This window comes from Polaromonas sp. P4_H1 (assembly GCF_056400945.1).
On record NZ_JBFUKG010000002.1, the window covers coordinates 137,249 to 161,831 of the forward strand.

Genomic DNA, 24,583 nt, shown 5'->3' on the forward strand with positions numbered 1-24,583 from the left:
CACTCAGGCAGGGTCGCGGCCCGCCGGGCTGGCGGGTCGACGCTCCGGCGTCGCGGCGTTGCGGGTCGGCGCAGGCGTTGCCGGGACGACTTCGGAGACCAGAACCCCACAGGGGTTGGGGCCCGACAGCACCGCCGGGGCATTGGCAAGCGCGCTATCAGGCCGAGGTGCCGATGCGGCGGATGCTGCGCCGGCCGCCGGGCGAGCCGCGCGGGCACTGGCCAGATCCACCACCGTCACCACGGTGCCATCACGCTGCACGCGCTGCTGACCGGTCGTTACCACGGTTTCGCCGGGCTCAAGTCCGGAGAGAATTTCCACCTTGCCGGGGCTGCGCAAACCCACTTTCACTTCCACGCGCTGGGTTGTTCTCGTCTGCTCGTTCGGGTTGCCCTGCAGCTTGATGACGAACTGCCTGCCGCCCAGCGGCACAATCGCCTCTTCGGGAATCACCCTGGCGTTGTCGCGCACGCCAAAGACCGTGTTGACGCGGGCAAACATGCCGGGACGCAACTGCAGCTGACGGTTGTCAATGCAGCCCCGAACCCCTACAGAGCGGCCATTGGCGTCGATGAGGGGATCAATGGCCTGAATCTGCGCCGTGTAGGGGCGACCTGGTAGCGCATCGATGTCCAGCACCGCCGTCTGGCCGCGCTTGATCTTGCTCTGAAAACGCTCCGGCAGCCGGAAGTCAACATAGATGGCCTCGATGTCTTCAATGTTCACGATGTCGGCACCGTCCTTCAGGTAGTCCCCGACGTTGACCTGCCGGATACCGGCTATGCCGTCAAATGGCGCCACGATCTTCAGGCGCGCCGCGGTGGCCTTGGCCAGCGCAAGCTTGGCTTCGGCGACCTGCAGATTGGCCGCACTTTCATCGAGAGAGCGCTGGCTGATGAAGTTTTGCGCCACCAGTTCCTGGTTGCGCTTCTGGTTGGCCCGGGCAATCGACAGCTCAGCCAGGCTTTGCTGGACTTGCGCCAGCGGCAACTGGTCATCAAACTGCACCAGCACCTGGCCTTTGCGCACACGCTGTCCATCGACGAAATTGAGTTGGGTAATACGCCCGCTGACCTCCGGACGCAACACCACTCCCCTGCGCGAACGCAAACTCCCCACGGCCTGGGTATCGTCCACGAGCCGGGTGAGCTCCACACTGGCAACCTCCACAGTCGGCGGCTTGCCGCCTCCATTTGCGCTGGCAGCGCCCTGAGCCGGCGCAGCCGGCGGTGATGCCGCCGAGGACCCCCCTGCGGAGCCCTCACTGGATTTGGGTTGCTGGTACCACCATGCAACGCCCGAGGCAACCGCAATGCCCGCAACCGCGACCGCCGTGTAAATTGCTTTGGATGCCATGAACGAAGTAACTTGTTAGGAAAAGAAACAAGCTTTCAATGTAGCAGGACGCGGCGCCGGGTGCAGCTTATCCGGGCCCTTGACCACGAAGTTGTGGACAGCTTTACAACGCCTTTACCAAACCGCAGACACACCGGGCCCGGTCGGGCCGGGGCAATGCTATGTACGCATACTTGTGGTGCGCCTTTCCCCCTTTTATTCCCCCCTTTTATTTCCCCTTTTTTCCTCTCCTGCCCGGGATAATCCGTGGCAGCTCAAGGAAGTCAGCGACGGCCGAGGGCACGCTCCACGCCCCGGTTGGCCAACGCATCAGCGCGCTCGTTGCCGGGATCGCCCGCATGGCCCTTGACCCATCGCCAATCAATTTTGTGACCGCTGGACGTCACCAGCGCATCCAGCCGTTGCCACAGATCCACGTTTTTGACGGGCGCCTTGGCGGCGGTACGCCAGCCCCTGGCCTTCCAGCCGTGGATCCACTCGGTGATGCCCTTGCGGACATATTCGCTGTCCAGGTACAGCGTGACACGGCATGGCCGCTTCAATGCGGCCAGCGCCTCGATCACTGCGGTCATTTCCATGCGGTTGTTGGTGGTGACGGCTTCACCGCCAAACAGCTCTTTCTCGGTATCGCCCATCGCCAGCAACACCCCCCAGCCACCGGGCCCGGGATTACCCTTGCATGCGCCATCGGTGTAAATCACTACCTGTGTTTGTGTTGTTGTGCCTGCTTGTGTGTCGGTCATGAGTTGTCGTGAATTCCAGGGGGACTCGAAGGTCTGGCCCACGGGGGTTGAAAAATTCAGGCCTGCGGCCTGGAGCGCGTTGCCGGCTGCTTGTTGGCCACGGCGGTTGGCGCCGCGGCCGGGTTTTTGCGCGCCTTCCAGGCGGGCTCCAGCAAACGGACACCCCGCACGCGCTTGACCGCGACCAGGAAGTAAACGGCCCCAAAGATGGGCCACCAACGCTCTCCCGCCGCATCCATCCACTCAAAACGGTCCAGCCATTTCTGGCTGGTGAGCGCCGGTCGGTAGCAGCCAAAGCGCCCCGACTCTACCTCAAAGTCAAGCAGCCTGAGCCAGTCGCGCAAACGCCAATAGCCAATGAACTCACCGGTTTTTGGCAGAAACAGGTCCTGATAACCCAGGCGCTGGTAAAAGTGGCCGCGCGACTGGCGAAAACCCCAGAGGCTGGTCGGGTTGAACCCGCTGATGACCACGCGCCCTTCGGGCACCAGAACCCGCTCCACTTCACGCAGCGTGGCGTGGGGGTCGCTGCTGAGCTCGAGCGTGTGCGGCAGGACCACCAGGTCCAGGCTGTTTTCCGGAAACGGCAGTGCCGCGGAATCCGTGATCAGGGCGGCACACGGGGAACTTCGAATGGCGGCCGAGGTCGCATCAGGGGCGCCGTCAGCCACAGGTGCCGAAGAAGTCGTTGTCAATGGGGAGTCCAGCGCCAGCCACTTGTGCGGCATGCGATTGGCTTGCAGGGTGTCGAGTTCGGGCAGGCCCAGCTGCAAGGCATGGTAGCCAAAAATATCATTGACCACCTGGTCGAAATGGGTACGTTCCCAGCGCAGCAGGTATCTGCCAGGCGGGGTCGTCAGCCAATCGGTCAATCCTATAATTTCCGAGTTCATCGAAGCCATTGCATGTATTTGATCCCCATTCCCGCGTTGACCGACAACTACCTCGGGTCGTTGCATGACGGCAAGCGCGCCCTGATCGTGGATCCAGGTGATGCCGGGCCGCTACTACACGCACTGAAACAGCACGCATTGCAATTAGAGTCGATTCTAGTCACGCACCACCCTGCGGACTACACGGGACGTGTAGACGCTCTGCCTAGTGCCGCCGGGGCCGCGGTGTTTGGGGGCACGCCGACGCCAATACATTCAGCGCCCGATCAGCGGGCGGCCCCGCCACCCTTGCCGACGTCCGTCGGCCGGGAACTCCTCATTAACCCGTTTCTTGCCAAGCAAACCACTATCATGGCAGCTGCCCGCCGCTTTGCTGCATCGGCCCATGATGACGCCACGGTATTTGCCGCCACAAGGCAGTAGAAAAACCAATTCAAATGATGCCTTCCCCACCAACCGCAGTTGCCCCCCGCTTTTTCATCCCGCACGCCTGCTTCGTGTCTCTTGCGTTCCTTCTCGTGCTCGCAGTGCTGGCGGGCTGCGCCAGCCCGCCGGGCATGCCAGGTGATCCGGTGCTCATGACGGGGCAACAGGGGACGGGACAACAAGGCCCGGCGAAGGATCCCGGCCCCAAGCCGCTGGTCCCCAATGGCCCACTACAGGTCATCACGCCGGGCCAGGCCGGCTCGCACCAGATTGCGTCCACCGAGCCACCCAAGGAGTTGTGGGACCGGATTCGCCGCGGCTTTGCCATGCCCAACCTGCAGAATGAGCTGGTGACTGACCGTGAGCAATGGTATGTCAGCCGGCCCGACTACATCCAGCGCATGACCGAGCGCTCCAGCAAGTATCTCTTTCATATTGTTGAAGAACTCGAGCGCCGCCAGATGCCTACCGAACTGGCCCTCTTGCCCTTCATTGAGAGCGCCTTCAATCCCCAGGCAGTCTCCAGCGCCAAAGCCGCCGGCATGTGGCAGTTCATGCCTGCCACGGGCAAGTACTTCGACCTGAAGCAAAACGCTTTTCGCGATGACCGCCGGGATGTGCTGGCCTCGACCCGGGCGGCGCTGGACTATCTGCAAAAGCTCTATGGCATGTTTGGTGACTGGCACCTGGCGCTGGCCGCCTACAACTGGGGCGAAGGCAGCGTGGGCCGGGCCATCGCCAAAAACCAGCGAGCCGGCCTGGGCACCAGTTACCTTGACCTCAACATGCCGGCGGAGACCCGGCTTTACGTTCCCAAGCTGCAGGCCGTGAAAAACATCGTGGCGAACCCGCAGGCGTTCAGCACGGAATTGCCGCTGATCGAAAACCACCCCTATTTCCAGCAGGTCATGATCACCCGGGACATTGACGTTACCCTGGCCGCGCGGCTGGCGGACGTCAAGCTTGAAGACTTCAAGGCGCTCAATCCCTCGGCCCATCGCCCGGTCATCATCGCGGCAGGCACCCCCCAAATTTTGCTGCCGTGGGACAACGCCATCGTCTTCCTGCGCAATTTTGAAGCCTACAGCCAGGGGCAGTACGCCAGCTGGACGGCGTGGACAGCCCCGAAGACCATGAACCCGGCCGAGGCAGCGCGCCGCACCGGCATGAGTGAGACCGATCTGCGCAGCGTCAACAACATACCGCCGCGCATGCTGATCAAGGCAGGCTCTACCCTGCTGGTGCCGCGCTCGGCAAAAATGGAAGACGATGTGACGGGTCACGTGGTCGACAGTGCCCAGATGTCATTGGCGCCTGAAATCGTCACGCGGCGTACCACCGTCAAGGCGCGCAAGGGTGAATCGGTAGCCACCATCGCCAGGCGCTACAAATTGAGCGCGGCCAACGTGGCCGAATGGAACGGTGTCAGCACCTCTGCCGCCTTCAAGCTGGGGCATCAGGTGGTTGTGTTTTTGCCGGTCAAGAGCACGTCCTCCGGCCGCAACAACGTCAAGGCCGTCAAGCGCAGCACCAGCAAAACCGTGGTCAAAACCAAAAGACGCTGAGCACGCCGACGAAACAGCCACGACGCAATACGGCGTCAGGAGTTGATGGCCTGAAGATCGACCGCCAGGGCCCTGACCGAAGCGTCGTCCCGCAATTTGAATTTGGCCACCCGGTGCGTCGGCGTGTGCGGCAGCGTCTCGACCAGCGCCACATAGCGTGGCACCTTGATGGCAGCGAGCCTTTCACGGCACCACTGGGCAATCTCCTCGTGCCTGAGCGCCATGCCCGGCCGCACCACCACCGCCACCAGAATCTCGTCCTCACCCAACTCCGAGGGGACCGGTATGGCTGCTGACTCAAGTACGGCCGGATGGTTGCCAATCACGCGATCCAGCTCCGCGCCAGAGATGTTTTCACCACGCTTGCGGATGATGTCCTTCTTGCGGGCGACAAACCAGAAATAGTGATCCTCGTCGACATAAGCCAGGTCTCCCGTGAGAAACCAGCCGTCGCGGAATGCCGCGCGGGTTTGCGCCTCGTCCCTGAAATAGCCCTGCATCACCATGGGCGTGCGCACAACCAGTTCACCCACCTGCCCTGCCGACAAAAACTGACCGGCATCGTCGGCAATACGCAGTTCGGCGAGCGATACCGCCGGGTCAGGATGCCGGCTGGGCTTGCCCATGCTGAGTACCTTGTGCGGACCGCAAAACGGGTTGTTCAGGGCGCCCGGGATTTCCGACATGCCGTAGCCCTCAATCAGGGTCGGCACATGAAACTCCTGCTGGAAGACACGAAAGGTTTCCTCGTCAAACGGTGCGCCGTACATTTTTTGCAGACGATGGCCCGGCACGTATTCGGTGCGGGGTCGCCGCATCAGAATGCTGCTGGCCGCCGCGATGGTATTGACCTCGGTCGCGCCGGTGTCCTTCACGGTTGTCCAGAATTTCGATGCAGAAAACCTGGGCTCCAGAATCAGGGTCGCGCCAGCCGCCAGCGAACCCGCCAGCGAATAAAAAATCGCATTGACATGGAACATCGGGAGCACGCACAGCAGTCTGTCATTCGGCTGCAGGTACATGCGCTCCACGAAGCCCTCGCCGGCGGTCAGGAAGCTGCGCTGGCTATGCATCACGCCTTTGGGAAAGCCCGTTGTACCCGAGGTGTAAATGAACACGCTGGTCGCGTCCGGACTCTTCAGCGGCACCGGCGCCACGTCAGGGTAGGCCCTCGCCTCCACCGACAAAACCGGCAGGGCTTGCAGCTCGGAGCCGTTCCCCGCTTCGTTCAGCATCAGCCAGGGCATCGCTTCCAGCCGGTCGCAGGCCGCGCGCACCGTCGGCAACGCCACCGGGGAGCAGATTACGCCGTATACCTCTGCATGGGTGAACACATAACGCGTTTCTTCCACGCCGTAGTCGGGGTTGACCGGCACCATGATGGCCCCCAAGCTGGCCAGCGCAAAAAAAGCAAAAACGGTAGACGGATGGTTGAGCGACATCACACCCACCCGGTCGCCCGCCCTCACCCCTTTGGCTGCGAGCACGGCCGCCGTACGCCCGACCTCGTCCAGGACCTCGGCATAGCTGATGGAACGCCCCTGGTAGACAATGAATTCGTGCGCACCCGCGACGGCAACGCGACTTCGCAGCATCGATGCCATCGTGCCGTCATGCGGCGGATACAGCTTTAAAACATCGAGTGGTGACAGCATGGCTTCAGGCATTCTTGCCACGCAGGTGACCACGCGAATGGGTTGTGGCCTCCTCCTCGGTACGATGCCAAAGCTCCATGGCCATGGGCTGCCGCGCCTCTTCCAGCACATGGCCGACCAGCCCCACCGCCCGGGCCATCACGCCCAGGCCGTGCGAAACCTTCCAGGACAGGCCCATCTCACAGCACAGCGCACCAATGGCGCCGGTGGCATTGATAGGCAGCTGCTTGCCGTAGGAAGCACCTGCAGCGTCGGCCACACCCTGCATCAGTTCAACATAGCGTCCGTGAAAACCGGTCTGCTGCGCAATGGCAAACAGACGCAGCGTGCGGGGATCCACCGGCTTGTGAATCGGATGGCCCAAACCCGGAATGATTTTTTTCTGCTCCCTATGGGTTTGCACGATGTCCTGCGCGAGCTCCTGCAGAGAGGCTACCGGCGGCTCATCCGGCCCGCCCTTTGGCTGCGGCAAAGCGGCGGCCAGCATGCGCGCCGATCCTTCTGTCGAGCCGACAAAGACGCTGCCCAGGCCAAGCAGGCCCGCAGCCACAGCGGCCTGCATGGCCTCCGGTGCGCCGGCGTACGTCATGCGGGCCGCGAGGGTAGACGGGACAATGCCGTGCTCCACCAGCGTGACCAGGATGGCATTGAACATCCTCGATTCGTTGGTGTTGGGCAGGCGCCCCGTCACCTCGAGAAACGCCATGTCGCCGAAATTGACCTCACCCATCAGGTCATTGCACAGGTCATAGCCATGCACACCAATGGCTTCGGGCGTGCTCCAGGCAATGTCCGAACGCAAAGGGGCTCTTTTACTCATATGTGTCCTCATGTCCTCATGTGGTCTATAGCTCTGTAGCTGGATGGCCGGGGTCGGCCCTCCGGCGCCAAAGGGCGAACCCTTTTCCTGCCAACGGTTGCCTTCGGTCAGTCAAGCTTGGCGCCGGACACCTTGACCTTCTGCGCGCCGAGTTCACGGTCGGAGGTGAGAAAGGCCGCGAACTGCTCGGGCGTGTCGCCCACCGCGTCAAAGCCCAGCGGCTGCAGGTATTTGCTTTTGAAGTCCGCGGCGTTGATGATCTTGCTCATGTCGCGGGCAAAGCGGCTGGTGATGTCGGCCGGTGTTCCTTTGGGAGCCACCACGCCGAAATAGTACGAGGCATCAAACGAGGGATAACCGACTTCGGCGAAAGTAGGCACGTTCGGGGCCGCGGGTTGTCGGTTGCGACCCGAAACCGCCAGCGCCTTGATCTTGCCCGACTCCAGGAAAGGCGCCACGCCGCCCGTCACCGCAAACATCACGTCGATGCGGCCGGCCATCAGCTCCTGAACAGCCGCAGGCAAACCCTTGAACGCGACATGCTCCATCTGCAAGCCGTTGATGCTGTTGAACCAGGCCGAGGCCAGGTGGTTCACGCCGCCTGCACCTATCGAGCCGTAGTTGAGCTTGCCCGGGTTGCGCTTGACGTAGTCGATGAACTCCTTGACGTTGGCGGCCGGAAAGTCGGGACGCGTCACCAGCATCAGATTGCCGACGGCCAGCTTGGCGACCGGCACGAAGTCCTTGACCGGGTCATAGGGAATCTTGGGGTAGAGGTTCTGGTTCAGGCTGTAGGCGCCGTCGGAGGCCACCAGGAAGGTATAGCCGTCTCCCGGGCTTTTGGCCACCAGGTCGGCGGCAATGATTTCATTGGCACCCGGCTTGTTGTCGACGATGAAGGGCTGGCCCCAGCTGTCACCAAGCTTCTGGCTGATGGCGCGCACCATCACGTCAGCAGGACCGCCGGCGCTATATGGCAGAACGATGCGAATCGGTTTGGAGGGATAAGTCTGGGCCTGCGCGATACCACCCCACGCCAGCCCCGCCAACACACCCAGCACCATCGAACGACGCAGTAATTTCATGTTTGTCTCCATGTATATGATTAATAAAAAATGAGGTTTCAAAAATAAGTCCTATATATGAACTTATTTTTCAACTTAAATTTTATGAATTTACGAGTTAACACCCTAGGAACAAGATCATTTGTTTCATCGTATTTTTCGATTTCTTATAAAAACGTACGTTATTTGGACTTTTTTTTTGATTTACCCCTATGCTCCAGGACATGAAACATGAACTTGAACCTGAAGCCGAGCTGGTTACCGGCGCGCAGACTGTCGACCGGGCCTGCGAGTTACTGCGCGAAATCGCGCGCACGGGCGGGCGCGGCATACGCCTCCTTGATCTGTGCAACGCCGCGGGACTCAGTCGACCGACGGCGCACCGCATCCTGCGTTCATTACAGATGGCCGGGTTGGTGCAGCAAAGCACCGAGAACCGCCGTTATGCATTGGGTAGCGGGATGTTCGAACTGGGGCTGGCGGCGCCCAACCCGATCACCCAATTTCCGCAGGTGCGCAGCATCGCGGAAGAACTGGCAGCCAGCACCAATGACACGGTCTACCTGATGCTGCGGAGTTACGACGACGTGGTGTGCGCATGGCGAGCCCAGGGGGCCTACCCCATCAAGGCCAATGTGGTGGCACTCGGTGATAGACGCCCGCTCGGCGCGAGCGTGGCCGGACTCGGCATTCTGGCTTGCCTGCCACGGGAAGAATCCGACGCATTGATTGATACCCACGGCGCCAGTCTGGCGGACTTTTGCAGAATGACACCCGCTGACGTGAAGCGTCACGTCGAAGAGGCTCGCCACAAGGGCTACGCGGTCGGGGTGAATGCCGTCATGGAAGGCGTGACAGCGGTCGGGATGGCCGTGCCGGCGAGCTACCAGCGGCCCTATATGGCGTTAAGCGTCTCAGCGATCTCATCGCGGATTCCACCGGAGCGGATCCCCGAACTGGTCACCCTGCTAAAGCACTCCACCGCAAAGATAGCCGCGGTGACGGCAAGCAACCATGCTGCGCGGTAAATGCTGCCGCAGTGCTTCAGGACGGTCAAGCTGCCGCGCACGGAACCCGGCGAGGGGTTAAAGCCGAAGCGTCCCCACCCCAAACAGGCCAATGAGCCCGATGACGATCAGGTAGATCGCCACGATGTAGTTCAAAAGGCGTGGAATGAGCAGAATCAGAATGCCGGCTGTCAGGGAGACGATCGGACCGATGCTGATTGAGGCGTTCATGGTGTCTCCTGTAGTCTTGGGGCGGGCTCTGGAACTGTCTCCGTCTTGTACGAAGGCGATTCCCGGAGAGGCCTACCCTCAACTGTACTGAACCGCGCGAGCCATCGCTGTAGGACGGCAGGATGAGCTTCGAAAACCGGCAGACAGCAGGTGTTTGCTGAAAAATTCAGCGCATTCGGATCAGCGCTTTCCGGCTGCGTTGGTCAGCGGCCCCTTTACCGAGCCAGAACCGCCCCACTTCCCACCAGCTGGTGCGGATAGCAGTCACCGAACTCGCCCAGGCCGACCCGTCCCAGCCAGGCCTGCGCCCGTGTGCGTGCCTCGCTGTCGGGCACACCGCGGTATTGCAGGCCCATCATGACATTGCCGATGGCGCTGCGCCAAGGCATCAGGGCGTCCGTCTGGAACATGTAGCCCGCACGCGTGTTGATGCCTTGCAGCGGCTGGCTAAATACCCTCACTTCACCCGAAGAAGGTTGCAGCAGGCCCGCGCCCATATTGAGCAGCGTGGACTTGCCGCAACCCGTCGGACCAACCACCGAGACAAACTCGCCCGCCTTGAAGCGCAGTGTGGTGTTGCTGACAGCTGTGTAGCGCGGGCCGCCATCATTCTGCGACACGAAGGTGCAGGTGATGTCGTGCAACTCAAGCGCGCAGGCGTCAGCTATGTCTGACATGGCGCGAGCCTGCCCCATGCTTTCCGCCCGGCAGAGGCCAGTAGAGGCCAGTAGAGGCCGGCACCGGGAGCCTACAGGGTATTGCTCAAGCCTTGAACCGCTCTTTGGCCCGGCGCGCGAATTCATTGGTGTAGGTTTTGGCCAGGTCTATCCTGTCGGCTTTGATGCTGGGGTCAAAACTGGCCAGCGCCCTCAGGGCCGTACGCGCACCGTCATCAGGAATGATGCCGTCAAGCGCAATCGACTCGCGCACCTTGTTGAATGAGGCGAGGTACAGCGCACGGTCACCCAGCAGGTAGCTTTCTGGCACGGTCTTGATGATGTCGCCGGGACCAGCCGTCTGCAACCACTTCAGGCCGTGGACGATGGCATTGGCCATCGCCTGGCAGGTATTCGGATTTTTCTGGATGAAGTCCGCGGGCGCGTAGAGGCATGCGGCCGGCATCGGCCCGCCGAATACGTCAAGCGTCCCTTTGAGCGTGCGTGTGTCTGAAATGATTTTGACCTCGCCCTTTTGCTCCAGCATGGTCATGACCGGGTCGGTGTTGCTCATGGCATCAATCTGGCCGGAGCGCAGCGCAGTGAGCGCCCCGGCAGCGGTTCCCACACCGATAAAGCTCACGTCGCTGGCCTTGAGGCCGCCGCGCGACAGCACCAGATTGGCCATCATGTTGGTGGACGAGCCGGGCGCCGACACACCGATCTTCTTGCCCCTCAGGTCGGTAATCGATTTGTAATTGGGGAGGTTTTTGGTAGAAACGCCAAACGCAATTTGCGGCGCCCTGCCCTGCAGCACGAAAGCCCGGAACATCTGGTTCCTGGACTGCAGGTTGATGGTGTGCTCGAAGGCACCCGAACAGACATCGGCCGAACCACCCACCACCGCCTGCAGCGCGCGCGCGCCGCCAGCGAAGTCACTGATCTCGATATCCAGGCCTTCGGCCTTGAAGTAACCAAGCTGCTCGGAGATTGTCAGGGGGAGGTAATAAAACGCGGCCTTGCCGCCGACGGCGAGCGAGATTTTTGTTTTTTCAAGCTTGGGCTGTGCACGCAGGACCGACAATGACAACGTAGCCGCGGCCAGCGCGGCGCCACCGGCAAAGATCCGGCGCGAAATCAAGGGTGGGCGGGTCATGCGAAGTCCTCTCTTTGGTCAAAAAGAAGGATATCGGGACGTTAAAAAACCCGCATCGGGGTCATCCCGTGCGGGTTTTTACCGAAGGGCGGCGCTCGGTTACCAGTGGTTACTAGCCCTTGCCAGACATAACAGATCAGGCGCGCCGGACGCCCCTGGTTTCACCGATAGCCGGAGAAGAGGATGCCGATGTTGACCAGCATCGCCAGGGCCCAGATTGCAGAGCGGGCTTGGGCCAAATCGGCGATGTACATCATGATGTAGGCGATACGCAGCACGATGAACAGCAAGGCCAGAATGTCCAGGCTTGTCTGCCCGGCCTGCAACAGGTGCGCAATGATGACCGCGGCAAAGAAGAAAGGCAGCGCCTCGAAGGTGTTGGCCTGGGCTGCATTGGCCCGACCGCGCCAATCAGTCTGTCGGGCCAGCCAGCCGCGCGGGTTGTTGTTGTCAAAGCCTCCCTGGCGTTTGGGGGTGGTCATCATGCCGTACTTCGCAAGCCCGGCGCAGGCCAGGGGCAGCAAGGCAGCGATCAGTACACACCAATAGGCAATGGTGAAACGTGCAAACGTCATGGTGAATCCCTCGTCCAGTTTTTTTGGGCTTAGTTTTTTTCGCTTTCGCCCTGTTTTTATTCAATGCATCGCGCAGACTATGAAAATGATAGCAGCCTGCCCCTCCACTGTTTCAGTTGCATCTATCGCCATCGCCGCCGTCATCGGCGGTCCACCAGCGCGTGGGCAATCGTGCCCAAATCCACGTACTCCAGTTCACTGCCTACGGGAACACCCCGGGCCAGGCGCGTCACCTGTACGCCGCGGCTTTTCAGCGCCTGGGCAATCACGTGCGCCGTTGCCTCGCCCTCGGCGGTGAAGTTGGTGGCCAGAATGACCTCTTGCACCTCACGCGAGGCCGGCGGCACCGGCTCGCCATGCTCGTCCCGGGGCACGACGCGGTCAAACAGTTTTTGCAGGCCGATGTCGTTCGGTCCAATGCCATCCAGCGGACTGAGCTTGCCCATGAGCACGAAGTAAAGGCCCCTGTAGGCCAGCGTCCGCTCCAGTGCCGCCTGGTCTGCCGGAGTTTCCACCACACACAGCTTGCTCCGGTCGCGTTGCGGATTCGCGCAGGTGGCACAAACCTCCTGCTCGGTCAGGGTGTTGCACAGGGTGCAATGCCTGATGCTGCTCACCGCATGCTCCAGGGCCCGCGCGATCTGCAAAGCGCCGGGCTTGTCGTGCTGCAGCAGATGAAAAGCCATGCGCGCAGCCGATTTGACACCCACCCCCGGCAGCTTGCGCAGCGCCTGGGTCAGGCCTTCGAGAGCGTTGGAGTCAGCCATTGGAAATGCGGGTCCGCCGTGGGTGTCGAGTTCGCACAAATACCCGGCTACAAGCCCGCAACGGCAGCCTCAGCCAGACCGGAGACGATCAGAATGGAAACTTCATGCCCCCAGGCAGTCCCGGCATGCCGGCTGTCAACTTGCCCATTTTTTCCTGGCTGACTTCCTCGGCCTTGCGTACTGCCGCGTTGAAAGCAGCCGCCACCAGGTCTTCGAGCATGTCTTTGTCATCAGCCAGCAAACTGGGGTCAATCTCAATGCGCTTGACGTCGTGCTTGCAGGTCATGGTGACCTTGACGAGGCCGGCGCCGGCTTCCGCCGTCACTTCGACAAAAGCCAGTTCTTCCTGCGCTTTTTTGAGGTTGTCCTGCATCGCCTGCGCCTGTTTCATGAGGCCTGCGAGTTGTCCTTTGTTGAACATGGTTCTTTCCTTTAAATTCCGGCTTTACAACGGGTGTCGATCATATCGGCTTGGGGGCAAGGGGCCTGATGCTGCCCGGAACGATCCTGGCCCCCCAATCGCGAATCATGTCCTGCACAAACGGGTCGTTCTGAATCATCTCTTCGGCAGCCCGCTGGCGCTCGGCCGCCGCGGCAGCGTTGCGGCGTGCCGGGGTGTCACTCACGGGGCCTATTTCCACCGTCAGCCTGATGGCCGTGTCGTCGAGGGCCTGTTGCAATGCAGCCTGCAATTTCTCGCGGGCTGCGGTCTGGTTCAATGACTCCCGCTCCACACGCAAGATCCATGAGCCGTCGTCCCGGCTGCGCAGCTCTGACTGCAGCGCCAGCTCGCGTGTCAGCGCGGCAACCGCCTCGGCCACCACCAGTTGGTTCACGGTCTGGCTCCATACATCGCCGAGCGGCGTGATGGCCAGGGGTACGGCAGCGGGTGCGGTTGGCTGCATCCGCTGTGCGGGCGTCGGCCCGCGAGGCGGCTCCACAGACGCTTCTGAATTGATAGCAACAGGCTCAGCTTTTACTGTAGCGGGAGCCTCGTTGCGTCCTTGACCCTGGCTTGGGAAGCGTTCCGGCGCCATGTCAGGCACTGGCCGGGACATCGGCGCCGCCACAGCCGGCTCAGGCACCGCATGCGCGGCAGCAACGGCCGGCTCAGGCTGCGGCTTTTTTTCGGGCTCGGCGGCGCTCCCCGGCGAGGAGCCTGGTGACCTGGGCTGTGCGGCAGGCACCGGAATGGCCGACGGCTTGAACGCCAGCAAGCGCAACAGCACCATGGTCAGACCCGCATACTCATCGGGCGCCAGGCCCAACTCGCCGCGGCCATGCAGGCACAGGCTGTATAGCAGCTGTGTTTCGTCGGCTGGCAAGGTGCGGGCCAGCCGGGCTGTTTCGGCGATTTCGGGGTCGGCATCATCGCCGGCCCCCCTGTCCGGCACAGCCTGCAGCACCGCCATGCGCTGCAGCACGGTGGTCATTTCTTCGAGCGTGGAAGCGGCGCTCAGGCCATTGAGCCGCAAGGCTTCGGAGGTTTCCACCACCGTTTTCCCGTCGCCGCGCGCCAGCGCATCCAGCAGGCGAAACACATAGCTGCGGTCCACGCTGCCCAGCATGGTGCGCACACTGGCTTCCAGCAATTGGCCAGAACCAAAGGCAATGGCCTGATCAGTCAGCGAGAGCGCATCGCGCATGGAGCCTCGGGCCGCACGCGCCAACAGGCGCAGGGCCTGGGGCTCGGCGGGCACATTTTCGGTGCCCAGCACCAAGGCCAGGTGCTCCAGCACCGTCTCAGGCGCCATGGGGCGCAGATTGAACTGCAGGCAGCGCGACAGCACGGTGGCCGGCACCTTCTGCGGATCGGTTGTGGCGAGCACAAATTTGAGGTACTCGGGGGGTTCTTCAAGCGTCTTGAGCATGGCGTTGAACGCCGTGTTCGTGAGCATGTGAACCTCGTCAATCATGAAGACCTTGAAGCGTCCGACCACCGGCTTGTAAACCGCCTGCTCCAGCAACTGCGCAATTTCATCCACCCCCCGGTTGGACGCCGCGTCCAGTTCGGTGTAGTCGACAAAGCGGCCGCTGTCGATGTCGATGCATGCCTGGCAAACGCCGCAGGGCTCGGCGGTAATGCCGCCCTGCCCGTCAGGTCCTGTGCAATTGAGCGACTTGGCGAGAATGCGTGACACAGTGGTTTTGCCAACGCCCCGCGTGCCGGTGAAGAGATAGGCGTGGTGCAAGCGCCGTGTGCTCAGCGCATTGCCAAGTGCCTGCACCACATGCGACTGACCCACCATTTCAGAGAAATTTCGGGGACGGTATTTGCGGGCAAGAACTAGATAGGACATTCAGCCATTCTAAATTGCCGTGGGATTATGCGGTTGAAACTGCTGAGGCGGCGGGCGCCCGGCATCAGCCCCCGCGAGACGGTGTGGGCGATAGTTTTTTATTCAACACGACACGCCAAGCTCCCTTGGACCATGGGTAAACGACTGGTAAAAATGGTTTGACAGGTGTCGCGGCTTGCAACGCCGCAGCAAGGTCATTCCCAACTCCCTTACAATAACCGGTGACGGGCCTTCCCGCATGATAAAGCGGCCAACCGGGTCAGGTGGGGAACCAAGCAGCCCTAACTGTGGAGTCAGTGCCGGGGTCAAGGCTCGTCACCTTATTCATCAAAAACCGTGTATTCATGCGGTTTCCAAGCCCATCGGGGCTCTCGCTTCGGCTTTTGTATCACTTCGTTGTGTCACTTTCTTAATCTATGACTACGGATAAAGACATGGCACAGATAGAAGGGCTTCCCTCACGCGCGCTGCGCGGCCTGTGCAACCCATGGATTGAACCCCTTGCCCAACGCCGGCGACCATCTGGCGGACGGCCCCAAAGACAAGACGTCGCGCCGCTATCAGCGTAAAAGCTCTTCGATGGCCGCCGTGGTGTTCAGCGCGTGTTCGGCGATCTGCGCCGACATCAGCGCCAGCGAAGCCAGGGGGTAAGTGCCGCTGACAATGCCGCAGTAGGCGACCTCGGCGGCCACCGCATCCTGGCCCAGTCCTTCGGTGGCGGCGGTGATGCACTCCTCGGCACTCGCCAGGCCTGCGTCGCCGAAGAGCTCCTGGCCTTCATGGCTTACGCGGTAGTCAAAACGTCCCGCCCCGTCAGGGTCAATGGAAAAACGAACAATCATGCCAGCAGGTCTTTCTCAGGAAATCCATCGGCCTCGGGCATGACCACCACGGTCAGCCAGTAACCGGCCAACTCGCCGATCACTTTGACAAAGCTCTCAAAATCGACGGGTTTGGTAATGTAGGAGTTGCAGCGCAGACTGTACATTTTCTGGATGTCGGCGGCTTCGTAAGAGGTGGTCAGCACCACCACCGGCAGATGGCGAAGTTTTTCGTCCTTGACGATTTCAGACAGCACTTCATGACCATCCATTATCGGCATGTGCATGTCCAGCAGGATCAGGTCAGGGGTGGGAACATTGGCATAAGGACCTTGCTTGCGCAGAAACTGCATGCATTTTTTGCCGTCGTCGACATGATGCAGATTGACGCGCAGACTGGCCGAGTCAAACGCTTCGCGGGTTAAAAAAACATCGTCCTCGTTGTCTTCAACCAGCAAAATTTCTGCAACGCGGCTGCCGGCGAGGGGTCGGGTCTTCATGAAGGGCTGCTCTTGGAAAGCATATCCGGGATTGTGAAGCAGAAAGTGCTTCCTTCACAGGGGGCTGACTTTATCCAGATTCTGCTACCGTGGCGCTCAATGAGCGCTGCGGCAAACAGCCAGTCCAATGCCAGAGTCAAAAAGCAATTGAAGAAGTTGAAGCAATTGAAGCAATTGAACCGCTATCAAATCTGCGGTCAGATCAACAGCGATGGGTCAATAGCGATTGCCGGCATCCTTCTGCTGGAGATCAAAATGACGCAGGACGCCCTGCCCGGCCACATATCCGCTGGCAAAACAGGCCGTGAGCAGGTAGCCGCCCGTGGGCGCTTCCCAGTCAAGCATTTCGCCGGCGCAAAATACGGGTTGGGCTATACCTTTGGGTGCCTGAAGTTGCAGCTGTGCGTCCATTGCTTCAAAAGGCACGCCACCGGCGCTGCTAATGGCTTCGTCGATCGGCCGGGGAGCGAGCAGCGTCACCGGTAATGCCTTGATGGCGTGGGCAAGCTGGACGGGGTCGTTGATGGCGTCCTTGCCGAGCAGTTCATGGAGGATGGCGGCCTTGATGCCGTCGAGGTTCAGGCGGCTTTTCAGGTGGCTGGACAGCGAGCGCGAGCCACGCGGGTGACGCACCTCAACCAATACCTGCTCTGGCGATTTGTCCGGCAGCAAATCGAGCTTGAAGGTGGCGCTTGCGTGCGTCGCAATCTCATCACGCAACAGGCTTGAAACGGCATAAACGAGGCTGCCCTCGACACCTGTGGCAGTCGCCACGAATTCCCCCTTGCGGTGGAAAGTGCGGTCGCGTGAATCCGTGAAGTGGATGGCGACCGACTTGAAAGGCTGACCGGCAAAGCGGCTGGTGAAATGTTCGGTCCAGCCCACTCGCGGCAGCGGTGCGCTGCCGATCAGCTCCTTCAAAAACTCACGGCGGCTCTCGACAGGCCCCGTCATGACCGGCTCCGCCTCGCCGGCCGGCCGTGCGACCACGTCAAAGCCACAGTTGGAAGGCTTCAGCGGTGCAAGCGCTACGCCGCGCTCGGCCAGCAGCGGCACCCACGCACCGTCCGATCCCAGGCGCGCCCAGCTGGCGCCGCCCAGTGCCAGCACCACGGCGTCCGCCTGTACCAGCACCTCACCGGCGGGTGTTGAAAATTTCAGGGCGCCGCCCAGGTCGCCGTCATCGGCCCAGCCCAGCCAGCGGTGCCGCATGGAAAATTTCACGCCCGCACTGCGCAGGCGGTGCAGCCAGGCGCGCAGCAACGGCGCGGCCTTCATGTCCTTGGGAAACACGCGGCCTGAACTGCCGACAAAGGTTTCCACACCCAGTGTTTCGGCCCAAGCGCGCAGCTGGGTCGGACCAAAAGCGGCGAGCAAAGGCTGCAGTTGGCCGCTGCGCTCGCCGTATCGGCCCAGGAAGGCCGGCGGCTCTTCAGAATGCGTGAGGTTGAGGCCACCCTTGCCGGCCAGCAGGAACTTGCGACCGACCGAAGGCATGGCGTCATAAACGGTGACCGACGCGGCAGCGCCGGCGCCTGCCAGCACCTCCGCGGCCATCAGGCCCGCGGGGCCGCCACCAATGACGGCAACCCGCAACGGACCCTGCCGCGGCGTGTGCTGCGGGGACTGCAGCGATTTATCAGGAGAGGTCAAGTGGTTCAAGTAATTTCCGTCTGCCCTGGGTGAGCATGGTTGTGCGTCAAGGTCAAAAAGCCGCAGTCGCGGCAAACCGGGGCCATTTCGTGCGGCACGAGCTTGTCACGGTTTTACTTTGCTTTCTGCTCTTTGTTCTTGATAGCTGGAAGCCCGTAAATCAGGACAACAGCGTAAAAAGGTTGATAGCCCCAGCCAGGGGCGATACGCCGCCAGCCTGGCCATTGGTTCAATTATTGCAGGCCGGTGCGCGTCGCTCCGCGCAACGCATCGGCCCCGGTCAGGAAAGTTCCACCACCGTTCCCGATCCCGTCAGGAAAGCGGCCTTCACCATGGCCGCCGGGTAAATCTGCTGCACCGCCGCGCGGTAGGCCTGCATCTGTGCCAGCAAGGTCGGCTGCAGTTGTGGCGCGCCGGCCGACTTGTAGTCCAGCACCCACCAATGGCCCTCGTGGCCGGCGTCCTTGCGCTGCACCAGACGGTCCAGCCGCAGGGGCTGGCCTTGGTAGACCAGATCAACCTCGTTGCCCTGCCAAGCCACCATCTCGGGGTTCCAGGCCCAGGCGCCCTCACCCGTCACAATGCGCCGCGCCAGCTCGGCTGCCCGCCCGGCCTGCGCCGGGCTGAGGTGAAATTCACGCGTGACAGCCGCCACCTGCTGAGCGGAAAACGGTGCGCCCCATTCCAGCAGGCGGTGCATGGCCTTGCCGACACGGGCAACGGCACTGTCTTCTTGCTCAGACAGCGCTGCCAATGCCTTGGGGGTCGCCGTGTCAGGCAAGACGGGCAGCTCGGGCAGGTAGAAAATGCGGCCATCCACAGCGCCAGCGGCGACCGAGCCAGCGGATTCAGCCACCGGCGCCGGCAACTCGCCGACCAGCCCGTGCAGGCGCTGCCACCAGCTTTCGCTGGTCTCGCGGTGCGGTTCGATTGACGAGATCACCAGCGTGTGGCGCGCGCGGGTCAGGGCCACGTACAGCGCATTGAGCTCTTCACGCTTGCGCGCCAGCAGCTCTGCGGCCAGCAGCTCTTCCGCGCAGGCCGGCGGCCGGCTTTCACTGACCAAAAACACAAATTTATGCGGCGCGGCAGCTTCGCCGGGCCAGTCGACCAGCACGCCCATGCTGTCGGCATTGCGCTCCACCGTGTCGGTATCCAGCAGCAACACGGCATCGGCCTCCAGTCCTTTCGCGCCGTGAATGGTCAGCAGCCGGACGGCATCGTTGCTGACGGCCGCAGGGGCCAGCGTGCCGCCCGCCTTCAGCGCCCGCACAAAGGCATAAGGCGTGGCATAGCGCCCGCCGTCACGGTCCAGCGCCACACCCAGCAGCGCGCGCAGGTTGGCCAGCACGGTGCTGCGCTGGGCGGCCGGCGCGGCAGCCGCAAAACGCGCCAGGACATCGCCGTCGTCGTAAATGCCTTGTAGCGCATCATGCGGCGGCAGCTGGTCCAGCCAGCCCTTCCATCGGGTAAAAATAGCGCCTAGTCCTTGCAGTTCACCAGTAAGCAGCTCTGTTTCTTGTAGCACCTGGTACCACGGAACCCGCAGCTCACGCTGCAGCAGGGCAAGCTGCACCAGGCTGGTATCGGCCACGCCAAACAGCGGCGAGCGCAAGGCTCGCGCCAGCGACAAGTCGTGCTGCGGCGACACCAGCACATCCAGCAGCGCCACAACGTCCAGCACCTCGCAGCAGTCGATGAGGTCGGTTTTTTCACCAATCTGCGCTGGAATGTGTAGCGCGCGCAACTCGTCCTGCAAGGGCAGCAGGCCGGCGCGCTTGCGCGACAGCACCATGATGCCGGACGGCTTGAGCCCGCTGGCCAACTGCCCGGAGATCCATGCTGCGGCCTGCCGCGCCTCGCGCGTGCGCAGGGTTTCCTCGGGCAGCTCGCGCGGCGTGGTCAGGCTGTCGCGCCAGCCCGAATCCAGACCATCCGGGGCTGCTTCGCCCGTGTCTTTCTGCCTCGGTATCGGCGGCAGGCGTCCCGTCGCGCCGGCGCGGCCAGACGCCGTGGTGTGCTCGCGAAAGCCCTCATACCCGTCTGCCTCGCGAGCCGTCACCATGGCGGCGTTCACCATGTCAATCACCCCCTCGGCATTGCGACGGGTATGGTCGCAGCTCAGCAGGTCGCCGCCGAGGCCCTCAACCACAAAGGCCTGCGCGGCACGGAACACCTGCGGTTCGGCGCGTCGAAAGCGATAAATGCTTTGCTTGGGGTCGCCCACCAGAAACACGCTGGGCGCCGACCCGGCGCCGGAATAACCGATCAGCCAGGAATACAGCGACTGCCACTGGAGCGGGTTGGTGTCCTGGAACTCGTCAATCATCAAATGCTTGATGCGCGCATCCAGCCGCTCCTGCACCCAGCCCGACAGCACCGGGTCGCCCAGCATGACGAGCGCCGCGCGCTCGACATCATTCATGTCGATCCAGCCACGCTCGCGCTTGAGGCCGGTGAACTGCGTGATCAGGGCACGAGTCAGACGGACCATGCGCTGCTGGTGCAGCCAGGCCTCATGCTGCTGGCCGGCCGCCATCGCGCGCAACGCCAGTTCCTGCGCCTGCCGCACGATGTCGATGCCGACGATTTTCTCGCCGAACTTGCGCGGACTTCCCTTCTCGGTCAGCAGCGCACCGAAAACGGCGGACATGTCCATATCCTCCGCCGACAAAGCCTGCATCAACTCCACGCCCTTGGCCGAGAAAGTGGGAGCACTGGCCCGGCCCAGCGCCTTTGCCGCTTCCAGCAAAGTCTGGCGGCGCACGGGATGGACCAGCCATTCCCCGGGCGCATCCAGCCCGCCGAAGTCAGGGTACTGCACGCCAAAGGGCAGCACCGAGGCATCGATCACGCCCTGCTCGTCGGCCAGCGTGAATTCGGTGCGCTTGTCGAGTGCGGTCTGCAGGGCCTTGTCGGTCTGGAAACGGCCATGTGTCAGCACCACCGCCTCAAAGTCCGCCTTCAGCGAGTCATGGGCCGCCACCGCGGCGTAAAACCGCCGCCACACCAGCGCGCGTGCCGGGGCATCGTCCTCCAGCAGTTCGTAATTGACCGGCAGGCCCAGCCTTTGCATCACGGCCACGGGCGCGCTGCGCAGCAAGGCGGCAAACCAGCTGTGGAAGGTACGGATCTGCACCGAGCGCCCACTGGTCAGGATGGAACGGTATAAATTTGACAGCCGCTTGCGCATTTCAAGCGCAGCTTTCAGGCCTTTTCCGCTTGAATCGCCAAACCGGACACCGCGTATTTCCAGCTCGCGCTGCAGCATGGCATCGTCGGCGTGGGTAAAAACCTTGAGCCAGTCGTCCAGCCGTTCACGCATTTCACCAGCGGCCTTTTTGGTGAAGGTGATGGCGAGTATTTCGTGGGGCCGAACTTGCGCATCGGGATCACTCCCTGCACCGTCCAGCAGAGCGCGCACGATGCGCGACACCAGCATCCAGGTTTTGCCAGCGCCGGCGCAGGCCTCGACCGCAACGCTGCGGCGCGGATCGCAAGCGATGGCGTAGAACGCGTCAGCGGAAATCGGCTCACCGTTGCACTCGTAGGCGGCATGATGGACGACCTTCATCGCCCGAACCTCCTGACGGGCGCAGGCATCTCATCCCAGCAGGGACAGCGGAACCGGCCTTGGCCTGCCCTGAGCCCGTCGCAGGGCCGAGCCGCAGGCATTCCATACCAACAGGGGCCGCGGAACCGGCTTTGCCGGGCCGCAGGCGCAGCGGTCCCCTCGGGGGGAAGCGTAGTACACGAAGTGACAAGCGTGGGGGTCCTACTCATTCCAGAAATCCTTGCGGCACAGGCCCCGCGCCGCACAGTACCCGCAGGCCTTGCCCTCGCCCAGTGCAGGTAACGGAGCGCCGCGCGCAATGCGGTCCATGTCGGTCAAAATGCTGTCAATCAGCGCGTCGCGCAGGCCCACGATCTCCGGTTGCCCGTAGGTGCGGGTGGCCTCTTTCTCGCCGAGGTTGACATAAGCGGCCGCCAACGTGTCGTCATCCATCAGCGCGGCATAAAACGCCAACTGGGTGTCTTCCTGCCCATCCTTGATGCGCTCGGCCGTCACTGTGCGCGGCTCGGTCTTGTAGTCAATCAGCAGCGTGTGGCCATCGGCCTGGCGGTCGATGCGGTCCAGCTTGCCGATCAACTGCAGCTTGCCCAGGGGCATTTCACGCTCGGCTTCCGCCTCCTCAAAACGGGCGCCCACCGCCTCGTGATCGGTGAGCCAGGCCAGGTAGCCCTCGCGCACGCGCGGCCAGATCGCGGCGAATGGCAGGAACTCGCTGTCGCTCAGGGCCAGCTCCTGCGTGGCCCGCTCTGCCGCTGCATTGATCATGGCTACCCGCGCAGGTAAATCCTGGGCTGGGGCCGCTTTCAGTGCTTCATGAAAGTGGTGCAGCAGGCTGTGCAGCCAATTGCCGAAGTCGCGCTTGCCCAGTTCGCCCTCCAGTTCCTCGGGCTCCTGCAACCTGAGCTGGCGCAGCGCAAAGAAACGGTAGGGGCAGCGGCGCAAGTCTTCATAGGCGCTGGCCGACAGCCGGGTCACCGGCAGGGCCTCGCCCGTGGGCGCGGGATGCGGCGTGGGTCGCACGGCGACGGCGCGCAAGCTGCGGGAGTCACTCGCCAGGGCCGGGCTTTCGCCATGCCCGGCTTGTGCAAGCAGCAGTTCCTGCACAAACCCACTGGGAATCAGGTGCTCACCACCCTCGCTGGTGCGCCAGAGCAAATCCACATGCGGCAGCTGCAAGGCATAGTGCCAGGCCTGGCGGGCTGCCCCGGCCAGAGTTTCACGCGAGGGCAGGCCGAGCACTTCGCGCTGCCCGGGTGTCCAGAGACCCGCAGGCTCGGGCGAAACCGGCAGGCGGATTTCATCGCAGCCCGGCAACACGACCGCCTGCATGGGCCGCCCCAGGAGCTGCGCCAGCGGCAGGATCACCACCTGCTCGCCCTGTGGGTGCTCGGGGGAAAACTTGCCACCCTCCAGCGCCTGGTTCACCCAGCTGGTGAAGGCAGCCAGCGTCATCGTGGGTGCGCTGTCGAACTCCGCCTCGGCGCCTTCGTGCAGGCGGAGCACGTCGAGCACCGTCTGGCCGGCCTCATCGAGCGCCAGTGCCTCCCACTGCCCCGCTGACTGCAGGGCGGCGCGCAGGTCGCGCAGCCACACGGCCAGCGGACGGGCGCGGGCCGAGGCCTTGCGCAGCCCATCCACCCGTGGGGCAAGCTGCTGGATGGCGGCGAAAGCCGGCTGCGGCGTGGCGGGCAGATCGCGCCAGGCGCGCAGGCCAGCCTTGCGCAATTCGATTTCCGCTGCAGTTACCTCGCCTGGGCTGAATGCGGGCGCGTTCTTCAGCCAGTCCAGCACCGCATCGGTGGAGGCGTCCCAGGGCATGGCGCGCAGCAGGCCCATCAGGCTGGCCGCAGCACGCGTGGTGGACAGCTTCCAGCCCGTTTCATCGCGCATCGCGATGCCGCGCTCGGCCAGCATGGCGCCAACCCGGCGAGTGAGGAGCCGGTCCTGCGCAATCAGCGCGACGGGACTGCGCCCCTCGGCCAGGTGCGTCAGCACACAGGCGGCGGCCCGCCAGGCCTCGTCTTCGGCATCCATCGCGGCGTGTAGCGACGGCAAGGGAAATTCGCCTTGGGCCGGTAGGTCCTCCGGCAGGCAGAGCGCAATGGAGACGGACCGCTCTCCAAAATGAGCCTTCAGTGCGTCGGTCAGCGGTTCAGCCTGAAAGCCTTCGAGTACCGCAAACAGCGCCGGCCGGGCCTGGAACAGGCGATCGGATGCGTAGGCCGAGGTCGCCGCCCAAGCCAGCGCAATCTGTCCCACAGCGGCTTCCAGCGCCAGCACCGGGGAATCCTGGCCAGCCTGCAGCGAGACGGCCAGGCGTTGGCTCCAGGCCTGGCGCTCCGCGGGCAACACGGCCGCCGCCACCCGCGCCAGGCTCCATGCGGCGTCGACGAGTCGCCCGGCGAGTGCGTCCTGTTGCGCCCCCAAACCGGCCCGCTCCAGCAGCGAGGCGGCAGTCAGCATGTCTACCGCCACATCCATGCGCAAATCGTCACCCGATGGCGTGAAAAGCCCCAGCGTGCCACCCAGGCTGCTGGCCCAGTTCATGGTGGTCTCAAACCGGGGCACAAAAAAAGTCTCGCCTGCGGCGGCTGCCCATGCCTGCCGCGCCTGTTGTATCAACTGCACGTAAGGCAGCAGCACCACGGCCTCGGCGGGATGCACATTGCGCGCTTTCAGCGTCGCGGCCAGTTGCGCCACGACGCGCTGCCAGCAGAGCACATCCGGGGAAGTCACGGCGTTCACGGCGATATCAGCGGTCTTTGGGGTCTCTGGCGGCATGGATTGATCAGGGAACTCGGAAACAGGAAAAACGGGCGGC

Annotated in this window: 20 protein-coding genes, 1 other RNA gene and 1 pseudogene; 4 read left to right on the forward strand and 18 right to left on the reverse strand. The window is 62.7% G+C overall.

Going from position 1 to position 24,583, the window contains the following annotated elements:
* Positions 1 to 3: 3 nt before the first annotated feature.
* From AC1DS5_RS03505 to AC1DS5_RS03515, 3 genes are all read right to left on the reverse strand, one after another.
* A complete protein-coding gene (locus AC1DS5_RS03505; RefSeq protein WP_477716869.1) occupies positions 4 to 1,356 on the reverse strand; it encodes an efflux RND transporter periplasmic adaptor subunit in 1,353 nt (450 codons plus the stop codon).
* A 263-nt stretch (positions 1,357 to 1,619) separates the two neighbouring features.
* Positions 1,620 to 2,099, reverse strand: a complete 480-nt coding sequence (rnhA, locus tag AC1DS5_RS03510; protein WP_477716870.1) for a ribonuclease HI — start codon at positions 2,097 to 2,099, stop codon at positions 1,620 to 1,622.
* A 56-nt stretch (positions 2,100 to 2,155) separates the two neighbouring features.
* A complete protein-coding gene (locus AC1DS5_RS03515) occupies positions 2,156 to 2,992 on the reverse strand; it encodes a class I SAM-dependent methyltransferase (protein ID WP_477716871.1) in 837 nt (278 codons plus the stop codon).
* Between the two features lie 12 nt (positions 2,993 to 3,004).
* Here AC1DS5_RS03515 and AC1DS5_RS03520 point away from each other — a divergent pair, with 12 nt between their 5' ends.
* Positions 3,005 to 3,415: a hypothetical protein gene (locus AC1DS5_RS03520; RefSeq protein ID WP_477716872.1), complete on the forward strand. Its 411-nt coding sequence runs from the start codon at positions 3,005 to 3,007 to the stop codon at positions 3,413 to 3,415.
* 14 nt (positions 3,416 to 3,429) lie between these two features.
* Complete coding sequence (locus AC1DS5_RS03525; protein ID WP_477716873.1) at positions 3,430 to 4,983, forward strand: transglycosylase SLT domain-containing protein; 1,554 nt, start codon at positions 3,430 to 3,432, stop codon at positions 4,981 to 4,983.
* A 35-nt stretch (positions 4,984 to 5,018) separates the two neighbouring features.
* Here the strand turns inward: AC1DS5_RS03525 and AC1DS5_RS03530 are convergent, their stop codons facing one another.
* The 3 genes from AC1DS5_RS03530 to AC1DS5_RS03540 all read right to left on the reverse strand — a co-directional run bounded on the left by AC1DS5_RS03530 (position 5,019) and on the right by AC1DS5_RS03540 (position 8,543).
* Complete coding sequence (locus tag AC1DS5_RS03530) at positions 5,019 to 6,638, reverse strand: AMP-binding protein (RefSeq protein WP_477716874.1); 1,620 nt, start codon at positions 6,636 to 6,638, stop codon at positions 5,019 to 5,021.
* A gap of 4 nt (positions 6,639 to 6,642) precedes the next feature.
* Positions 6,643 to 7,458 (reverse strand): citryl-CoA lyase, encoded by an 816-nt coding sequence (locus AC1DS5_RS03535; RefSeq protein ID WP_477716875.1) that lies wholly within the window; start codon positions 7,456 to 7,458, stop codon positions 6,643 to 6,645.
* 107 nt (positions 7,459 to 7,565) lie between these two features.
* Positions 7,566 to 8,543: a Bug family tripartite tricarboxylate transporter substrate binding protein gene (locus AC1DS5_RS03540; RefSeq protein ID WP_477716876.1), complete on the reverse strand. Its 978-nt coding sequence runs from the start codon at positions 8,541 to 8,543 to the stop codon at positions 7,566 to 7,568.
* A gap of 203 nt (positions 8,544 to 8,746) precedes the next feature.
* Here AC1DS5_RS03540 and AC1DS5_RS03545 point away from each other — a divergent pair, with 203 nt between their 5' ends.
* Positions 8,747 to 9,550 carry an IclR family transcriptional regulator gene (locus AC1DS5_RS03545; RefSeq protein WP_477716877.1) on the forward strand — a complete coding sequence of 268 codons (804 nt, stop codon included), beginning with the start codon at positions 8,747 to 8,749 and terminating at the stop codon, positions 9,548 to 9,550.
* Positions 9,551 to 9,607: 57 nt separating this feature from the next.
* Here the strand turns inward: AC1DS5_RS03545 and AC1DS5_RS03550 are convergent, their stop codons facing one another.
* The 7 genes and pseudogenes from AC1DS5_RS03550 to dnaX all read right to left on the reverse strand — a co-directional run bounded on the left by AC1DS5_RS03550 (position 9,608) and on the right by dnaX (position 15,214).
* Entirely contained in the window at positions 9,608 to 9,760 is a 153-nt protein-coding gene (locus AC1DS5_RS03550) for a DUF3096 domain-containing protein (RefSeq protein ID WP_477716878.1), read from the reverse strand.
* Between the two features lie 239 nt (positions 9,761 to 9,999).
* A pseudogene (locus AC1DS5_RS03555) lies at positions 10,000 to 10,437 on the reverse strand (ATP-binding cassette domain-containing protein); the annotation flags it as partial.
* Positions 10,438 to 10,522: 85 nt separating this feature from the next.
* Complete coding sequence (locus AC1DS5_RS03560) at positions 10,523 to 11,572, reverse strand: ABC transporter substrate-binding protein (RefSeq protein ID WP_477716879.1); 1,050 nt, start codon at positions 11,570 to 11,572, stop codon at positions 10,523 to 10,525.
* A gap of 161 nt (positions 11,573 to 11,733) precedes the next feature.
* The gene (locus tag AC1DS5_RS03565; RefSeq protein ID WP_477716880.1) at positions 11,734 to 12,147 is read right to left on the reverse strand and encodes an MAPEG family protein; all 414 of its coding nucleotides are present in this window, start codon (positions 12,145 to 12,147) and stop codon (positions 11,734 to 11,736) included.
* A 140-nt stretch (positions 12,148 to 12,287) separates the two neighbouring features.
* Positions 12,288 to 12,914 carry a recombination mediator RecR gene (recR, locus tag AC1DS5_RS03570; RefSeq protein WP_477716881.1) on the reverse strand — a complete coding sequence of 209 codons (627 nt, stop codon included), beginning with the start codon at positions 12,912 to 12,914 and terminating at the stop codon, positions 12,288 to 12,290.
* Between the two features lie 88 nt (positions 12,915 to 13,002).
* On the reverse strand, positions 13,003 to 13,335 hold the full coding sequence (locus AC1DS5_RS03575; protein WP_477716882.1) for a YbaB/EbfC family nucleoid-associated protein: 333 nt from the start codon (positions 13,333 to 13,335) through the stop codon (positions 13,003 to 13,005).
* 40 nt (positions 13,336 to 13,375) lie between these two features.
* A complete protein-coding gene (dnaX, locus tag AC1DS5_RS03580) occupies positions 13,376 to 15,214 on the reverse strand; it encodes a DNA polymerase III subunit gamma/tau (RefSeq protein WP_477716883.1) in 1,839 nt (612 codons plus the stop codon).
* 223 nt (positions 15,215 to 15,437) lie between these two features.
* On the opposite strand from dnaX, the gene ffs reads away from it, so the two are divergent.
* Positions 15,438 to 15,534, forward strand: an RNA gene (ffs, locus tag AC1DS5_RS03585) — signal recognition particle sRNA small type.
* A gap of 240 nt (positions 15,535 to 15,774) precedes the next feature.
* Here ffs and AC1DS5_RS03590 read toward each other — a convergent pair.
* The 5 genes from AC1DS5_RS03590 to AC1DS5_RS03610 all read right to left on the reverse strand — a co-directional run bounded on the left by AC1DS5_RS03590 (position 15,775) and on the right by AC1DS5_RS03610 (position 24,543).
* Complete coding sequence (locus tag AC1DS5_RS03590) at positions 15,775 to 16,056, reverse strand: hypothetical protein (RefSeq protein ID WP_477716884.1); 282 nt, start codon at positions 16,054 to 16,056, stop codon at positions 15,775 to 15,777.
* A complete protein-coding gene (locus tag AC1DS5_RS03595) occupies positions 16,053 to 16,535 on the reverse strand; it encodes a response regulator (protein WP_477716885.1) in 483 nt (160 codons plus the stop codon). Before AC1DS5_RS03595 ends, AC1DS5_RS03590 begins: the two co-directional genes overlap by 4 nt.
* A gap of 216 nt (positions 16,536 to 16,751) precedes the next feature.
* The gene (locus tag AC1DS5_RS03600; protein ID WP_477717221.1) at positions 16,752 to 18,167 is read right to left on the reverse strand and encodes a TIGR03862 family flavoprotein; all 1,416 of its coding nucleotides are present in this window, start codon (positions 18,165 to 18,167) and stop codon (positions 16,752 to 16,754) included.
* Positions 18,168 to 18,468: 301 nt separating this feature from the next.
* On the reverse strand, positions 18,469 to 21,762 hold the full coding sequence (locus AC1DS5_RS03605) for a UvrD-helicase domain-containing protein (protein WP_477716886.1): 3,294 nt from the start codon (positions 21,760 to 21,762) through the stop codon (positions 18,469 to 18,471).
* Between the two features lie 201 nt (positions 21,763 to 21,963).
* Positions 21,964 to 24,543: a PD-(D/E)XK nuclease family protein gene (locus tag AC1DS5_RS03610; RefSeq protein ID WP_477716887.1), complete on the reverse strand. Its 2,580-nt coding sequence runs from the start codon at positions 24,541 to 24,543 to the stop codon at positions 21,964 to 21,966.
* Positions 24,544 to 24,583 lie beyond the last annotated feature (40 nt).

Bases quoted from the DNA above. Each gene is read 5' to 3' on its own strand.
- AC1DS5_RS03595 (WP_477716885.1), bottom strand. From the start codon at position 16,535: ATGAAGACCCGACCCCTCGCCGGCAGCCGCGTTGCAGAAATTTTGCTG.
- AC1DS5_RS03550 (WP_477716878.1), bottom strand. From the start codon at position 9,760: ATGAACGCCTCAATCAGCATCGGTCCGATCGTCTCCCTGACAGCCGGC.
- AC1DS5_RS03540 (WP_477716876.1), bottom strand. From the start codon at position 8,543: ATGAAATTACTGCGTCGTTCGATGGTGCTGGGTGTGTTGGCGGGGCTG.
- AC1DS5_RS03530 (WP_477716874.1), bottom strand. From the start codon at position 6,638: ATGCTGTCACCACTCGATGTTTTAAAGCTGTATCCGCCGCATGACGGC.
- AC1DS5_RS03560 (WP_477716879.1), bottom strand. From the start codon at position 11,572: ATGACCCGCCCACCCTTGATTTCGCGCCGGATCTTTGCCGGTGGCGCC.
- AC1DS5_RS03575 (WP_477716882.1), bottom strand. From the start codon at position 13,335: ATGTTCAACAAAGGACAACTCGCAGGCCTCATGAAACAGGCGCAGGCG.
- AC1DS5_RS03525 (WP_477716873.1), top strand. From the start codon at position 3,430: ATGATGCCTTCCCCACCAACCGCAGTTGCCCCCCGCTTTTTCATCCCG.
- recR (WP_477716881.1), bottom strand. From the start codon at position 12,914: ATGGCTGACTCCAACGCTCTCGAAGGCCTGACCCAGGCGCTGCGCAAG.
- AC1DS5_RS03605 (WP_477716886.1), bottom strand. From the start codon at position 21,762: ATGAAGGTCGTCCATCATGCCGCCTACGAGTGCAACGGTGAGCCGATT.
- AC1DS5_RS03505 (WP_477716869.1), bottom strand. From the start codon at position 1,356: ATGGCATCCAAAGCAATTTACACGGCGGTCGCGGTTGCGGGCATTGCG.
- AC1DS5_RS03535 (WP_477716875.1), bottom strand. From the start codon at position 7,458: ATGAGTAAAAGAGCCCCTTTGCGTTCGGACATTGCCTGGAGCACGCCC.
- AC1DS5_RS03590 (WP_477716884.1), bottom strand. From the start codon at position 16,056: ATGATTGTTCGTTTTTCCATTGACCCTGACGGGGCGGGACGTTTTGAC.
- AC1DS5_RS03565 (WP_477716880.1), bottom strand. From the start codon at position 12,147: ATGACGTTTGCACGTTTCACCATTGCCTATTGGTGTGTACTGATCGCT.
- AC1DS5_RS03515 (WP_477716871.1), bottom strand. From the start codon at position 2,992: ATGAACTCGGAAATTATAGGATTGACCGATTGGCTGACGACCCCGCCT.
- AC1DS5_RS03520 (WP_477716872.1), top strand. From the start codon at position 3,005: ATGTATTTGATCCCCATTCCCGCGTTGACCGACAACTACCTCGGGTCG.
- rnhA (WP_477716870.1), bottom strand. From the start codon at position 2,099: ATGACCGACACACAAGCAGGCACAACAACACAAACACAGGTAGTGATT.
- dnaX (WP_477716883.1), bottom strand. From the start codon at position 15,214: ATGTCCTATCTAGTTCTTGCCCGCAAATACCGTCCCCGAAATTTCTCT.
- AC1DS5_RS03545 (WP_477716877.1), top strand. From the start codon at position 8,747: ATGAAACATGAACTTGAACCTGAAGCCGAGCTGGTTACCGGCGCGCAG.
- AC1DS5_RS03610 (WP_477716887.1), bottom strand. From the start codon at position 24,543: ATGCCGCCAGAGACCCCAAAGACCGCTGATATCGCCGTGAACGCCGTG.